Genomic DNA, 13,535 nt, shown 5'->3' with positions numbered 1-13,535 from the left:
TAAATCTAATCAAAAAATATTTATTTAGCAGATTTAGCTCTTGAAACAACGTTGTCTACCAAACCATATTTTTTTGCTTCGTCTGCAGTCATCCAGTTATTTCTGTCAGAATCATTCATGATATCTTCTATCGACTTACCACTATGATCAGCAATAATCTGGCTTAATTCTTTTTTAACTCTCAGAATCTCTCTGGCTTCGATCTCAATATCACTTGCTTGTCCCTGAACTCCACCTAATGGCTGATGGATCATTACTCTGGCATGCGGAAGACAACTTCTCTTGCCTTCTGCGCCGGCAGTAAGCAAAACAGCACCCATACTTGCCGCCATTCCCATACACGTTGTAGCAACGTCGCATTTAATGTGCTGCATGGTGTCATAAATAGCTAAACCGGCTGATACAGAACCACCCGGGCTGTTTATATAAAAATTTATGTCCTTTTCAGGGTCTTCTGATTCCAAAAACAGCATTTGAGCAACTAAAGAGCTTGCTACCGCATCATTTACTCCACTGCCCAGCATTATGATCCTGTCTTTAAGCAGACGAGAATAAATATCGTAGGCACGTTCTCCACGGCTTGTTGTTTCAACAACCATTGGTACAAGGTTGCTCTCTATAGGTTCAATAGAACTATTCTTAGGTTGTGATGAAAGTGAGTTATAAAACATAGCCGTTAAGTAAATTTTTTATTTTTTAGATTTCTTCTCCTGAAACTTACGGTACTTTTCTTTGTCAAGTTCCGTGATTTTGACTTCATCTTCAAGCTTAACAAATACTTTATTCTCACGAATACTGCTTCTCAATTGCTCCAGTAAATTCGGGTTCTGAGCGTAGTATTGTTTAAGCTGATCCGGAGAAGCACCGTAACGCGCTGCTTCCACAGAAATGAACTCGTCGATATCTTCGGGTTTTATTTCGATATCTTCAAATGTTTCTTGCAATTTTTGGCTAATGAAATACCACTGACCTTCTCTTAGGCCACGCTCTCTCATTTCTTCTTTATAAACAACTTCATCAAAGTTTTCCGGAAGAGTACCCCCTTGCTGTTGCTTTTGTTGTTCCACATAAGAATTCAGTACCTGCTCTAAAAACACTTCAGGAACATCTACTTTATGAGCATCAACCAACGCTTCTACAACTTCATTTTTGAATAAGTCTTCTGAAGTTTGATCGTAGTACTTTTGCATCTGGCTTTTGATGTAGCTCTTAAACTCATCTTCAGTTTTTGCTTCACCATTGCTGTTTTTAGAAATGAATTCTTCACTCATCTCTGCTTTGTTCAGCTTTTGCACTTTTTTGATGGTTACTCTGAAGCGATCTTTTTCATCACCTTCACCTAGTTCCATATCAACAACATCGCCGGCGGATTTTCCTTTAAGCGACTTTAGGAAATCCTTAGCACCATCTTGTCTCAGGTCAATAACCTGATCAACATCTTCTTCACCGTCAACAGGATTTCCGTCTTTATCCAGAGAAATTACATCTACGATAAGCTTGGAGTCTTTGGTTGCTTTTCCGTCAACATCTTCCCAGTTGCCTTCACGCTCTAAAGTTCTTTCAATTTCTTCTGATACTTCTTCGTCAGTAACATCATGAACCATTTTGTTCACTTTGATCTTACTGAGATCTTTTAACTCTACTTCAGGCTTGGTTCCGATCTTAAAGATCACTTCCAGCTCGTCGTTTTCCCAAGTCATGTCAACCATTTCAGTCTCGCCAACCGGATTGTATTCAGGAACTACATCCTTTTCGAATACTTTTTGTACATACTTATTGATCTCTTCGTACTCGATTTCAGTACCAAATCTCTTTTTGATCATTCCCATTGGAACTTTTCCGGGTCTGAATCCCGGAAGCGCGATCTGACCTTTATACTTTTTGTAAGCTTCGTTGAATGTTTCCTGAAGATCTTCTCGTTTTGCTGTCAGGGTAAGTTCTTTATCAACTTTTGTTAATTCTTTAACAGAAATGTTCACTTTTTCTCCGCTTTGTTATGTGCAATTCAGCTGTTATAAACAGGTATTATTTAGATAGGAAAGTACGAAAGGGGGGACTCGAACCCCCACGCCGGTTAAGGCACTAGATCCTAAATCTAGCGTGTCTACCAATTCCACCACTTTCGCATAGTTTAGAGCTCACAAAGATAGGAGTAAAAACAAACAAATTCCAACTTTCTGGAATGAAAATTTAAAACTAAAACTCTTGCTCTATCAGACACATAAAAAGTAAAAAATTTGGGTTTTGGCTTTGCTTTGCAGAAATTCTGGTACCATGCATAAAAACCTGCGACTACTCTACGTTACAACCGAAACTAAAGCACAAGCTTCTGACTTGGGAAAAAAGATCATTGAAGCAGATTTGGCTGCCTGCGTTAATATTATTCCCGGGATGGAATCTATCTATAAATGGAATAATGTAATTGAGGAAGCTTCTGAAACCATCCTGCTCGTAAAAACACACATTTCTAAAGTACAACCGGTAACTCGCTTTATTTTAGAAAACCATTCTTACGATTGTCCCTGTATTATCAGCCTTAACATTGCAGAGGACGAAGGAAATCCGGAGTATTTACAATGGTTGTTTGAGGAGTCCGCAGAAAGATAATGATTCGATCACAAAGAGTATCCGACCATATTTTGTGGGCAAAAATTGATCGCCCTCAAGCCCGAAACGCAATTAACTTTAAAGTAATTGATCAGTTAGAAGATTTGGTTTCTGAATTAGAAACAGATGATTCTATAAAAGTTTTTATTTTTTCCGGAGCAGGAAAAACAAGTTTTATTGCCGGTGGCGATCTAAAGGAGTTTCATACTATTACTCAAAAAAGTGAAGCCATAAATGTCTCAGAGCGAATGCAAAAGTTGTTCAGACGAGTTGAAGAATTACCTTGCTGGAATATCGCTTATATAAACGGTGATGCATACGGGGGCGGCATTGAGTGTATGATGGCTTTCGACTTTATTCTTTCGGCATCTCATTCCAAATTCGGATTTACTCAGGGAAGGTTCTATTTGACTCCCGGGTGGGGTGGTCTAACTCGACTAATCGAAAGAGTTGGCAGATCTAAAGCATTGGAATGGCAGGGAAAAGCAGAAATTAAAACTGCTCAACAGCTGCTACACCATAATTTCATTAATGCCATTGTTGAAGAGCAGAATGTTGTGGAATGGACTGACCCACTTTTAAAAAACGGAAGGGACTTTATTAAAACGCTTAAACAAAACAGCGGTATCAAATCGCCTGAAAGATTTAAGAAGATGAAAGCCGAGATCGAACCCTTTGCTGATCTGTGGGTGGATGAAAACCATACTTCCAGAGTTGAAAAATTTATCCAAAAGAATAAAAAAGAAAACTAGGATCCCATTATGATAAAATTCCGTCAAGCTATTTTCGCTGCTCTGTTTTTACTTTTGTGCGTCCCGTTATTTGCTCAAAATAATTATCAGGTAACGCTTCTGAGAGCAGCGCCGGGTGAACTGGGCGACCTCATCGAATATGTTAAAAAGCAAAAATCGGATGCCGATGGCAATATGATGATCATGCGTCACAGTCAGGGTGATCACTGGGATCTAATGCTTATGACTCCATTTTCGAAACCTGAGATGCATGATTACAGTGAATGGGTGGATTTTCAGCATGACTTTTTAGCCGAATCAGAAGTCAGCTGGAAAGAATTATTAGAAAAAGATTCTGAAGCGGGCTTATATCATATCGAGATGTTTAATGCTGCCCGGGGTTTGCATGATGAACTGCTCAAGCAAAGAGCTATGGAAAATATTTACTACAACGAAACTAATAGGGATGGAAACGTTATCTTCGTAACCAAATTCGGAAGCGATGTCGATAATTTCACTCTTGGCTTTTACAAAGACATGATCGATTTCGCTACCGATCCTGATCTGACGGATAAAGAGTTTGAAGATGCTGCATTAAAAGCCGGATTCGAATCCCGAGCAACGATTGGGTTATATCTAAGAAAGTTTTTGGTGGGGCATAATGATACGATTGCAACGAAAGTAAATTAGATTTAAATCTACATCTGTTTATACAATCGCCAGATCATGGTGCTGCAACGAATGATGAGCTTAGAAAGAACGGCGTATTCTTTGGTAGAAAAAACCTTACTTCGCTTCATCAACATATAACCAAATATTGGTGCGTTGCCGGGTATTTTCATTTGGTTTTTGATCAGATCGGATTCTGTTATCGCAAACATGGGAACACCTATTTCTGCCGGCATTCCTTCCTCTCGAGAACCTTCAATAAATACTCCCAACTTGCTGTTGTAAATATTGTTGGTATAATATGGTTTCCGGTTTTTTATCATTCTGCGAAAAACTAATTCGGTATAAAGATCTTGCGGATTGTAGTCTCTTGGGGTTTTTGACCCAACCGTTACCAAAAGATTTGGCTTTTCTTTAGATAATTTCCAAAAGGAAAGATGCTCTAACTCAAAAAGTTTTGCTATCTGGTGGCAAAATTCTTGTGATACATTCAGGAAATCCATGGTTTCCATACGCACCATCATATCCTGTACAATCTCTTTTTGATTGGCTGCCAGTTTCTTAGACAAGTCTGGAATTCTGAAATTACTAACTAACTTCATTTCGATGCGTTGAGCAACTTCGATTGGGCTTAAATGAAACAACTCTTTATTAATAAAGTCTTTGGCCCCCAAATCCATCGCCTTTTGCTCTTTTTCAACAGTAGGCAAACTGGTCATCAATAAAATCGGAATATCTTTTTTATCTATATCTTTTTTGATGGCTTCCAGAAACTCCAGACCCGTCATTCCCGGCATATGAATATCACATAATATCAGGTTTATCCTCTTTTCTGAAAGGATATTTATAGCTTGTTGTGGCTCTTTTACGTGAACAAGCTCATATTTTTTGCCAATCAGATTTTTGACAATGATATGCGAAGCTTTATCATCATCTACAACCAAAATAGTATAATTTGTTTCTGGTGTACTCATTTCCCTTTTACTCGTTTTCGCAATGTCAAAACTGCTTCATATTGGTTTTGGCCTCTTGCTAATGTTATCGACATTTTTTCTCCCTCTTCAAATTCCCTCATCAAAGCCCAGGCATGCATTTCGCTACTCACTCTTTCATCTCCGATTTTTGTAATGATATCTCCGGGCATAATACCACTCTCATAAGCAGGTCCATTCTTGTTTACGCTTGTTACAAAAAGTCCATGAATAGACGGCACTCCATATTGATAAACGATCTGAGTAGTCATTCTAGTAAATTCCATCCCCGGATCAAAATCCAGAGCCACTTCGCCGGATTCCTCCAGCTGTTTAATGATCTTCTTTACTCTGTTCGCAGGAATCGCGAATCCAAGGCCCACAAATCCATTACTGGTTCCTCCTGTGAAAATAAAGGTATTCACACCAATTACTTCTCCATCACTGTTTACTAACGGTCCGCCTGAATTCCCTCTGTTAATAGCTGCATCCGTTTGGATCATATCGATATACACTCGGGGGTCTTTAGGGTCGGGGCGAAAATCTCTTTTTGTAGCACTTATCACTCCAACTGTTACCGAAGCCTGCCCATCATCAAATAAACCAAATGGATTTCCCATCGCTATGGCCCACTCACCAACCATCGCTGTTTCGGAATTACTAAATTTCACAAAAGGCATTTTTCCTTTCGGTTCTTTTATTTTCAATAAAGCCAGATCTGCTAATTCATCTGATCCAAGTAGTTCAGCCTCATAAGTATCTCCATTTGAAAGCGCCACCATGATCTTTTTGGCGCTTTTACTTGCTACATGCTCATTGGTAACGATCAAACCGTCTTCTCTGATAATAAATCCCGAACCAATACTTTTAACTTCACGCTCTGATGGCATTTGAAAAAAACGGGAGAAAAAAGGATCCATCACACGATTATATCCTCTTTCAACTTCTGTTACTGTAATACTCACAATTGCAGGACTGGCTTTTTCAACTGCTTTGGTAATAGCGTTACTTCTGCTCTCAGAAATAGAAACCTGATTTGTCTTTACCTCTTCCTTTTCTTCCTCCGGCTCAAAACTTGCCGGTGAGGATTCATATTCTAAAGGAGAAATAGTCGGTATAACTTCCGGTTTATCTTTTTTTAAACAACCTGTCCAAAAAATTAAACCCAGTAAACTTACGGTAGTAACTGTTCTCTTCATTCCCTAATCGTTAATCCATTGTTTTCTTCCAATACTGATGACGTCTTCGATTGCTTCTTCCATATTGCCTTTATACCAGGCTCCTGCTGCTTTTTTATGACCTCCGCCATTGAGTTCTCTTGCCCATTCATTTACATCAATGTCGCTTTGAGAACGCAGGCTTAATTTAATTCTATCTTCGTCTTCTCGTAAGAAAATGCATGCTTTTACTCCTTCTATACTTAGCGGATAAGCTACAAATCCTTCCGTGTCTTCATTGGAAGTAGCCGTTTTCTGAAACATCGCTTTTGTAACGTACATAGTCGCAATTTGTTGGTTCTCATGCAAAGATATGGTATCCAGTGCCAAACCCAGTAACTTGATCTGCTTCATGGGTTTCGAAGAATATACTTTTTGTACAACTTCATCAGGAGTAAAATTTCCATATTCCAACAAAGTTGAAGCCGCTTTCATAGTGCCGGGTTTCACGCTGTCAAACTGAAAAGAACCGGTATCGGTTACTATTCCAACATACATGGCTTTAGCTGATTGTTCATCAATTTGAGTGATATCATGCTCTGCAAACAAATTATAAACTAACTCACAAGTAGATGAAGCGTCCGTTTTTGACACAAACTCTTTAAAAACTTCATCCGGTTGTGGATGATGGTCTATCATATATAACGGCTTTCCAAGTTCGGTGATTTTTTCTGCAGTATCACCAAAACGATGAAGCGCATTCCCATCTACAAAAACAAAGGCATCAAATCCTTTCAGATCAGAGAAATCGGGTTTTTCGATCTTTTTAAATTCGGTTAGCCATTCGAGGTTCTTATTTACTTCATCTTCATTAAATGCGGATGAATCAACGCCGTTTTTCTGCAACCACAGGCAAAGTGCAACTTGTGAGCCCAAACAATCTCCATCAGGACGCACATGTGAAAAAACTCCGATCTTTTTGTGAGATAACAATTCCGGAATTAGCTTTTCAAACATAGAGTTTTCTTTTTGACCGCCAAAATAGATGTATATAGCCAGAATTCCATTTCTTTTTGGGGTGATTTTTTTCGAGTTTTACATCAAAAATATATGCACGTACTTATTATTTGCGGAGGCACGCCTCCAACCAAAGCTTTATTAGAAACCCATATCAAAAAAGCCGATCTCCAAATTGGCGCCGATAGCGGTGGGCACGTGTTTCTCGGATATGGTTTTACTCCTGATATCGTTCTCGGAGATCTGGACAGTTTCAAATACACCAATCATGAAAATATTGAAGTATTAAAACTCGACGACCAAAACAGCACCGATCTGGATAAAGCGTTGAATTATGCACTTAAAAAGGGCGCGACAAGCTGTTCTGTTCTGGGGGCTTTGGGAAAACGCATCGACCATCAGCAAAAGAATCTTTCCTCGTTGGTGGAATTTCATGACCGGTTTGAGTCTTTGGTTTTTGAAGATGATTACGGGAAAACTTTTTTAGCTGATTCTCCTTTTGAAAAAGATATCCCGATGAATACACCTATTTCTTTTTTCCCTGTTTCCGGGTTTGTGGAGAATTTCATCTCTTCCGGAGTTCTGTATCCTCTGAATAATGTGCGTTTAGAACCCGGCGTTCAGGATGCTACTTCTAATACCGTTACTGCTTCTCCGGTTACGCTTGAGTTTTCTTCCGGGAAATTAGCGGTGTTTATTGGGGATGGGAGTAAGATAAAGTGATTAAATATTAGCAAAGATTCTGGCATCCCTCGGAACATCCAAAGAACTGTTTGGATGTTCATCTCCCTTCGAAGGGAGAATTATATGCTTATGATTCTTACTTATCTACTTATTAACTAATCCCTTTGTTCGTTCTTTTATAATCTTGGTCAAAACCGTATTTTGATTCAGGAAAGTCGGGTAATCGCTCCCCGCACATAACATTTAATGCTCTTTTATGTATTTCTATGTTTACCTCCTTCAAAGTAAAACCAATAATAAGTTTTATGTTGGGTACACAAGTAATCTTAAGAAAAGATTAGCCCAACATAATAATGGAGAGGTCAAATCCACCAAAAGTGGAATGCCTTATGAGTTGGTATATTTTGAGGGCTTCAAAAATAAAAGTGATGCTTTAGCCAGAGAAAGAAAGCTGAAACATCACGGACAAGGTATTAGAAGGTTGAAAGAAAGGTTAGAAAAAAGCATTGATCGTTAAATGTTATGTGCGGGGGGAGGAAAGTCCGGACACCGACAAGTACCGCGCTCTGCGATCCTTCGGGCGTAGCAGAGGCTCTTTATCAGGAATGATACTGAGACAGACAGTGCAACAGAAAACAAACTGCCTCCAGCGCGGAGCGCTGGTTAAATTTCAAATAACAAGCTCCAAAACACAAACAAATCACAATGTTTAAATATTAAAACATTGGTGCTTGTTTGAAATTTGAGCTTTAAACATTGGAATTTCCAACGCTCCGCGTTGAAGGTGATGGTGAAAAGGTGAGGTAAGAGCTCACCGCTCTTAGGGTGACCGAAGAGGCACGGTAAACCTCGCGGGGTGCAAGCTCATGTAAGATGGTATACGCCACTTGTCGTGACGCCATCGGGTGGAGTGCACCAGATAAATGATTACCGAATCTGCCAATTGGCGGAGGAACAAAATCCGGCTTATAGACTTTCCTGTTGAATATGAAAACCTCGTCCGAAAGGGCGGGGTTTTGTTTTATGAGGCTAACTTTATTAATATTAACTATGAAAAATATTTTAATACTAATACTGTTCTTATTTTTCGCCAATCCGCTTTTTGGGCAGGTTTCTTCAGAAATCACTACAGATAAAACACAATATGGAGTTGGGGAAACAATCATCCTTAAAGCCACTTTTTATAATGATTCAGATGCAATTCATACTTATAGAGGATCATCCTCTTGGATAGTTAGTCTCGTATTTTCTAGAATTAATCTTTTTGGAGATGAATACCTTACAGATGATTATAGAGATACACTATTTATCGGCGACAAAAGAGAATTAACCTGGGAATTAAATACGTCTTCATTGTTTCTTCCAAAAGAAAGTGGCGAACAAACTATTGTTGTAGATTATTTAGGAATAATTGATTCTGTTAGTTTTAATTCAGAACAATATTTAGGTGGAAATATTGTTCTATATTTTGAAAATCCTGTCGACACATCAACCATTCGCTTTATGGCGGACAGCTTAAATGCAGAAGTACTGGAACTCCGAAATGGTTTTTCTAAATGGGGATTTTCAGAGATTCAAATTGATTCACTTGCGGATGAGCTAATCAAAGATTCTAGAGTCCTGCATATTGAAGTCTATAATAGAAGACTTGTAAGCCCAACTTCTGTCATAGCAACAGATATTAAGAATGAAGGAATTCAAAATTATAGCTTTCGCTTGCTTCAAAACTATCCCAACCCATTCAATCCAACCACAACTTTTTCATTTGAATTAGCGCAAACAGAAAAAGTTAGGTTTTCCATTTTTAACATGATCGGTCAGGAAGTAGCCATTTTACAAAACAACATTTTATCAGCTGGTAAACACTCTGTAAATTTTGATGGTAGTAATTTATCAAGTGGCACTTACTTTTATACACTTAAAACCTCCAACCAATTAGTGACAAAGAAGTTTACTTTAATTAAATAGCTTTTGATTAAATTTTGAGTTCCTATCTTAATCACCCCATTCTAGTTCACGAATGTTTTCCAAGAAATACACAGGCGAGACGCTTGTGTTAGTTGAAGAAGCTTATAAATAAAGCTTAGAACAAGGGTTCTACGTCAAAGCCTTTGCATAAGATCCTGAAACAAGTGCAGGATGACAATGTTACAAATTAACCTTATACGTCCCTTTCACGTTGCGGTCTAGTTGTCGCTTCAGATCTTTTTCTTTGATGCTGTCTCTTTTGTCGAAGCTCTTTTTACCTTTCGCTACTCCGATCAGAATTTTGGCATTTCCTCTCTTGAAGTACAATTTCAACGGAACAAGCGTGTATCCTTTTTGCTGTACAAATTTATCGAGCTGACGAATTTCTTTTTTGTTGAGCAAAAGCTTTCGTTCTCTTCTCGGATCGTGATTGTAATACGAACCATGCTCATAGGGCTTGATGTACAACTCCCTCAAAAACACTTCTCCGTTTTTCAAAAATGCAAAGGAATCAGTAAACGAAGCTTTCCCCTGACGAATAGACTTCACCTCTGTTCCTTTCAGAACGATGCCGGCCTCGAAGGTTTCTTCAACCTGATAATCGTGCCGAGCCTTTCGGTTTTGTATGGTAGGGGTGTTGTTGTTGCTCATTTTATTTTTGTTGTCATTCAGAGCGATAGCGAAGAATCTTCACGTCTTCTTTTCAGCTGAAAATACTTTGTGTAGATCCTTCGGAAGTATCCTCAGGATGACTTCTCTTCTTTAAACTTCAAATCCTAGTTCGCGGAGATCTTCAGCTACTTCTTCATCCGGTTTCCGGTTATCAAAAGTGGCGTAAATTCCCAGAATCTGCTCTATCTCGCTGATCGCTTTTTCGTTATCCGGATTGATCTTCAGTACTTCAACATACTGAGCTAAAGCTCCATTCATTTTATCGCGCATGTTGGTTACGTCGGAATCGCGGTATTCCAGAAAAAGTCCGTAGTTCAGATGCGTTTTTTCTCTCAATGTCATTACTTCTTCAGTCTCTTCCTGAGTTTCCAGTAAAGTAAGCGCATCAGTGTACTGATCATTCTCTAAAAAGAATTCTACTTTTTCAGCCATTGATTTGGTTGACATATCTTCTTTTTTGGTTTCCGCACATGCGGTAAATCCGGCTATCAAAAACAGGATGAATAATTTTTTCATGGGTTCTATTGTGTAAATATTGGATTCAAACTAATACAGAGTATAAATATAAGCATACTTAACCAGCCTATCACTTTTCTTCCTTTAGAAAGTGGTGTGTAAAATGTAACCGGCGGATGCTCTACTTTTACTACAAAAGTGATGAATAGCGTCCATACACCCCATATTAATGTAGGTGAACCTTCCTGAGGGCCTTGGATCACATACAAATAAAGCGCCGAACAAATGAGCGAAGTGGTAAACATTGTGCTTACCCATTTCGATTCTTTTTGAAAAGCGATATGCATAACACAGAACAACATGATTCCCCAGATCAACCAAGAAAGTGCGCCGAATGAAGTGTCGTATTTCCCAAGTAAATCATGGAAAAAAGGAACCAACTCAATTCCGGCTAAAATTGTGATAAATGAATAGAATATTCGAGCTGCTATTTTGTGATTTTTATAACCGATCAAAGAATAGAGAATGTGCCCGCCATCCAATTGACCAACAGGCATTAAATTCAGTGCCGTAAAAAACAATCCAAACCATCCTGCCAACAACCACGGATAATGATACATTTCCCATAGTGGCGGAACATTATCAAACAACGAGGCCAGAAAACCATAGAGAATTGTATTTCCGAAAATAAGCACCGTTCCCTCCTCCTCTGACAAGATCTCTGTAGGATACTCTCCTGTTTGAGCTACATAAGCTTTCAGTTCTTCGTGTCCGCCAAAACTCTGTACATGGCTTGGTTCCGGAAGGGTGGCAAATCCGACGATCAATACGATCAAAGAAACAACGAAACCGGCGATTGGTCCGGCTACTCCTACATCAAACAACTTTTTGGTTTGATGGATCTTTTCTTTGATCCGAATAACAGCACCAAGTGTTCCAATGCCGACAGGAAGTGGAATGTAATATGGTAGGCTCACTTTTATGTTATGATAAACCGCTGCAAAATAATGTCCGAACTCGTGAAAAGTAAGAAAACTCAAAAGCAATGACGCGAACAGCACTCCTCTCAACAGATCTTCTGTTCCCGGTAAAACCAACGGACCAATAGTTGAAATTCCATTCCCCAATCCAACAAAGATCGAACTTACAACTGAAACCGAAATAAACGTAAGCACAAACAAAGCCAGATGTTTTAAGATCGTTTTGGTATCGGGCTTATTTTTCGATTCTTCGCTTCTTGACAGAATTTCGAAATCTGTTTCTATGGATGATGGATGTTCGTCGTTACTCAATCAGTTCCTCTTTAAATTTCTTCTCTTGAAATAGGCATCGTCATACATCGGGCGCCGCCACGACCCCGACATAATTCATGTCCCTGAAAACTTACGGCAATTTTGTTGTCTTGATTCAGATCGAGCCCTTTTTCTCCAAACTCTTCGATAAACTCAAACTGATTCATGTATGAATAGCCATGATCTACCAGTGTATTGAAGGTATTTGTGTTTCGTTCATATCCAACAATAACTCCGGGGGCCAGTGCAAATACATTTGCTCCATCCGTCCATTGTTCGCGGAATTGATTGGTTCTGTCTTCTCCTCCACATTTGATAAAATCGTAAGTATTTGCAGAAAATTCGTTCAACGCAGATTGTAATGACGATCTGGATTCTGCCTGAATTGCTCCGTTTACTTTTTGTAGCGCTACCACATTATCCTGTTGCTCCATAATAGCCGGAGGAAAAGCTATACATTCGGAATTGCTGGCAAAAGTAAAAATAGTATCCAAATGCATGGAAGAACGTTGTTTCGGAATATCAACAGCCAAAACCGTTTTCACTCCATGATTAAGCAGTCCATCTGCCGCCTTCATCAACCCTGTGAATGAAGTACGCTCACTCATTCCGATCAATACAAGGTCTTTGGACTCCACCAACACATCCCCACCTTCAATAGACTGATTACCGGAAATGCGAATAGCGCTGTCCCGCACAGAATCAAAAAGTGGGTTGAATTCTACCAGCGTCTCCATCATCAATGATTCCCTTAAGCGCGTCTTAGTTGCTGCTCTGGAAATCAAAATGGTGTCATCAACTACTGCTGCAAGATCGCGCGTAAATAGCAGATTCGGAGAAGGCAAAAGGGAAAACTTGCTTCCACCCGGTAAAACACCCTGTGTGCTGAATTCCAGTAATTGTTGAGCGTCCAACTTATGTAGTTGCTTTTCGATCACGGATAAATTCTCTTCCGGAAATTCTCTGATCAGCTGCTCAATAAAGAATGCTCTGGCTTCTTCGTTTTGGATGGAATCCTTGAAAAGGTCTACGATCTCTATAACCTGTCCATCTTTGGGCATAGCGGCTTTAAAAAGATCAAGCATATCCAAATGCTCTTCTCTGGCGTCTTCTTCAAAGATAATATCATCAAAAAGGAGCTCATCTTTAAGCTCGGGATTTACCAATGATACTTCATGACCGGGAGTGTGAACGATAACTCCGTTAAGATGTCCGATTTCGGAAGAAACGTTGATTTTCATTTTATACACTGAGTTTTATAATTCAGATAAAGCTAATGATAAAATCATCAAATTGGAGAGCATTTCTTTC

The 13,535-nt window shown here is 39.1% G+C and carries 14 protein-coding genes, 1 tRNA gene, 1 other RNA gene and 1 pseudogene; 7 read left to right on the top strand and 10 right to left on the bottom strand.

Annotated features, from left to right (window positions below; all coding sequences use genetic code 11):
• Positions 1-20: 20 nt before the first annotated feature.
• The 3 genes from clpP to A8B79_RS10740 all read right to left on the bottom strand — a co-directional run bounded on the left by clpP (position 21) and on the right by A8B79_RS10740 (position 2,126).
• Complete coding sequence (clpP, locus tag A8B79_RS10750) at positions 21-671, bottom strand: ATP-dependent Clp endopeptidase proteolytic subunit ClpP (RefSeq protein ID WP_066222227.1); 651 nt, start codon at positions 669-671, stop codon at positions 21-23.
• 18 nt (positions 672-689) lie between these two features.
• Entirely contained in the window at positions 690-1,979 is a 1,290-nt protein-coding gene (gene tig / locus A8B79_RS10745) for a trigger factor (protein WP_066222224.1), read from the bottom strand.
• Positions 1,980-2,042: 63 nt separating this feature from the next.
• A tRNA-Leu gene (locus tag A8B79_RS10740) sits at positions 2,043-2,126 on the bottom strand.
• Between the two features lie 148 nt (positions 2,127-2,274).
• Between A8B79_RS10740 and cutA the strand changes: the two genes are divergently transcribed.
• From cutA to A8B79_RS10725, 3 genes are read left to right on the top strand one after another with little or no spacing between them, the layout of a single operon-like run.
• On the top strand, positions 2,275-2,607 hold the full coding sequence (gene cutA, locus A8B79_RS10735) for a divalent-cation tolerance protein CutA (RefSeq protein WP_066222221.1): 333 nt from the start codon (positions 2,275-2,277) through the stop codon (positions 2,605-2,607).
• Positions 2,607-3,359 (top strand): enoyl-CoA hydratase/isomerase family protein, encoded by a 753-nt coding sequence (locus A8B79_RS10730; RefSeq protein ID WP_066222218.1) that lies wholly within the window; start codon positions 2,607-2,609, stop codon positions 3,357-3,359. Before cutA ends, A8B79_RS10730 begins: the two co-directional genes overlap by 1 nt.
• 9 nt (positions 3,360-3,368) lie before the next feature.
• On the top strand, positions 3,369-4,028 hold the full coding sequence (locus tag A8B79_RS10725; RefSeq protein ID WP_066222215.1) for a hypothetical protein: 660 nt from the start codon (positions 3,369-3,371) through the stop codon (positions 4,026-4,028).
• Between the two features lie 8 nt (positions 4,029-4,036).
• Here the strand turns inward: A8B79_RS10725 and A8B79_RS10720 are convergent, their stop codons facing one another.
• Genes A8B79_RS10720 through A8B79_RS10710 form a run of 3 tightly spaced genes read right to left on the bottom strand, consistent with a single transcriptional unit; the run spans position 4,037 to position 7,152 of the window.
• Positions 4,037-4,981 (bottom strand): response regulator, encoded by a 945-nt coding sequence (locus A8B79_RS10720; protein WP_066222212.1) that lies wholly within the window; start codon positions 4,979-4,981, stop codon positions 4,037-4,039.
• Complete coding sequence (locus A8B79_RS10715) at positions 4,978-6,177, bottom strand: S1C family serine protease (RefSeq protein ID WP_066222210.1); 1,200 nt, start codon at positions 6,175-6,177, stop codon at positions 4,978-4,980. Before A8B79_RS10715 ends, A8B79_RS10720 begins: the two co-directional genes overlap by 4 nt.
• A gap of 3 nt (positions 6,178-6,180) precedes the next feature.
• Positions 6,181-7,152 (bottom strand): DHH family phosphoesterase, encoded by a 972-nt coding sequence (locus A8B79_RS10710; RefSeq protein ID WP_066222207.1) that lies wholly within the window; start codon positions 7,150-7,152, stop codon positions 6,181-6,183.
• Between the two features lie 12 nt (positions 7,153-7,164).
• Here A8B79_RS10710 and A8B79_RS10705 point away from each other — a divergent pair, with 12 nt between their 5' ends.
• The 4 genes and pseudogenes from A8B79_RS10705 to A8B79_RS10690 all read left to right on the top strand — a co-directional run bounded on the left by A8B79_RS10705 (position 7,165) and on the right by A8B79_RS10690 (position 9,804).
• Positions 7,165-7,875, top strand: coding sequence for a thiamine diphosphokinase (locus tag A8B79_RS10705; protein WP_066222204.1), 711 nt, complete (start codon positions 7,165-7,167; stop codon positions 7,873-7,875).
• 217 nt (positions 7,876-8,092) lie between these two features.
• Positions 8,093-8,287 (top strand): annotated as a pseudogene (locus A8B79_RS16390) (GIY-YIG nuclease family protein); the annotation flags it as partial.
• 34 nt (positions 8,288-8,321) lie between these two features.
• Positions 8,322-8,821, top strand: an RNA gene (gene rnpB / locus A8B79_RS10695) — RNase P RNA component class A.
• A 65-nt stretch (positions 8,822-8,886) separates the two neighbouring features.
• Positions 8,887-9,804: a T9SS type A sorting domain-containing protein gene (locus tag A8B79_RS10690; protein WP_066222201.1), complete on the top strand. Its 918-nt coding sequence runs from the start codon at positions 8,887-8,889 to the stop codon at positions 9,802-9,804.
• Positions 9,805-9,984: 180 nt separating this feature from the next.
• On the opposite strand, the gene smpB is transcribed toward A8B79_RS10690, so the two are convergent.
• The 4 genes from smpB to A8B79_RS10670 form a co-directional block, all read right to left on the bottom strand.
• Positions 9,985-10,455 (bottom strand): SsrA-binding protein SmpB, encoded by a 471-nt coding sequence (smpB, locus tag A8B79_RS10685; RefSeq protein ID WP_066222195.1) that lies wholly within the window; start codon positions 10,453-10,455, stop codon positions 9,985-9,987.
• Positions 10,456-10,566: 111 nt separating this feature from the next.
• Complete coding sequence (locus A8B79_RS10680) at positions 10,567-10,992, bottom strand: hypothetical protein (protein ID WP_066222193.1); 426 nt, start codon at positions 10,990-10,992, stop codon at positions 10,567-10,569.
• A 5-nt stretch (positions 10,993-10,997) separates the two neighbouring features.
• Positions 10,998-12,224 carry a site-2 protease family protein gene (locus tag A8B79_RS10675; RefSeq protein WP_066222190.1) on the bottom strand — a complete coding sequence of 409 codons (1,227 nt, stop codon included), beginning with the start codon at positions 12,222-12,224 and terminating at the stop codon, positions 10,998-11,000.
• Between the two features lie 11 nt (positions 12,225-12,235).
• Complete coding sequence (locus A8B79_RS10670) at positions 12,236-13,465, bottom strand: arginine deiminase family protein (protein ID WP_066222187.1); 1,230 nt, start codon at positions 13,463-13,465, stop codon at positions 12,236-12,238.
• Positions 13,466-13,535: the final 70 nt, after the last annotated feature.

This window comes from Balneola sp. EhC07, from assembly GCF_001650905.1.
GTDB lineage: Bacteria > Bacteroidota > Rhodothermia > Balneolales > Balneolaceae > Balneola.
The sequence above is the reverse complement of the archived record's forward strand: the minus strand, read 5'-3'. Positions and strand labels throughout refer to the sequence as shown.

Bases quoted from the DNA above. Each gene is read 5' to 3' on its own strand.
- A8B79_RS10725 (WP_066222215.1), top strand. From the start codon at position 3,369: ATGATAAAATTCCGTCAAGCTATTTTCGCTGCTCTGTTTTTACTTTTG.
- A8B79_RS10670 (WP_066222187.1), bottom strand. From the start codon at position 13,465: ATGAAAATCAACGTTTCTTCCGAAATCGGACATCTTAACGGAGTTATC.
- A8B79_RS10720 (WP_066222212.1), bottom strand. From the start codon at position 4,981: ATGAGTACACCAGAAACAAATTATACTATTTTGGTTGTAGATGATGAT.
- smpB (WP_066222195.1), bottom strand. From the start codon at position 10,455: ATGAGCAACAACAACACCCCTACCATACAAAACCGAAAGGCTCGGCAC.
- A8B79_RS10730 (WP_066222218.1), top strand. From the start codon at position 2,607: ATGATTCGATCACAAAGAGTATCCGACCATATTTTGTGGGCAAAAATT.
- clpP (WP_066222227.1), bottom strand. From the start codon at position 671: ATGTTTTATAACTCACTTTCATCACAACCTAAGAATAGTTCTATTGAA.
- A8B79_RS10680 (WP_066222193.1), bottom strand. From the start codon at position 10,992: ATGAAAAAATTATTCATCCTGTTTTTGATAGCCGGATTTACCGCATGT.
- cutA (WP_066222221.1), top strand. From the start codon at position 2,275: ATGCATAAAAACCTGCGACTACTCTACGTTACAACCGAAACTAAAGCA.
- A8B79_RS10715 (WP_066222210.1), bottom strand. From the start codon at position 6,177: ATGAAGAGAACAGTTACTACCGTAAGTTTACTGGGTTTAATTTTTTGG.
- A8B79_RS10710 (WP_066222207.1), bottom strand. From the start codon at position 7,152: ATGTTTGAAAAGCTAATTCCGGAATTGTTATCTCACAAAAAGATCGGA.
- A8B79_RS10690 (WP_066222201.1), top strand. From the start codon at position 8,887: ATGAAAAATATTTTAATACTAATACTGTTCTTATTTTTCGCCAATCCG.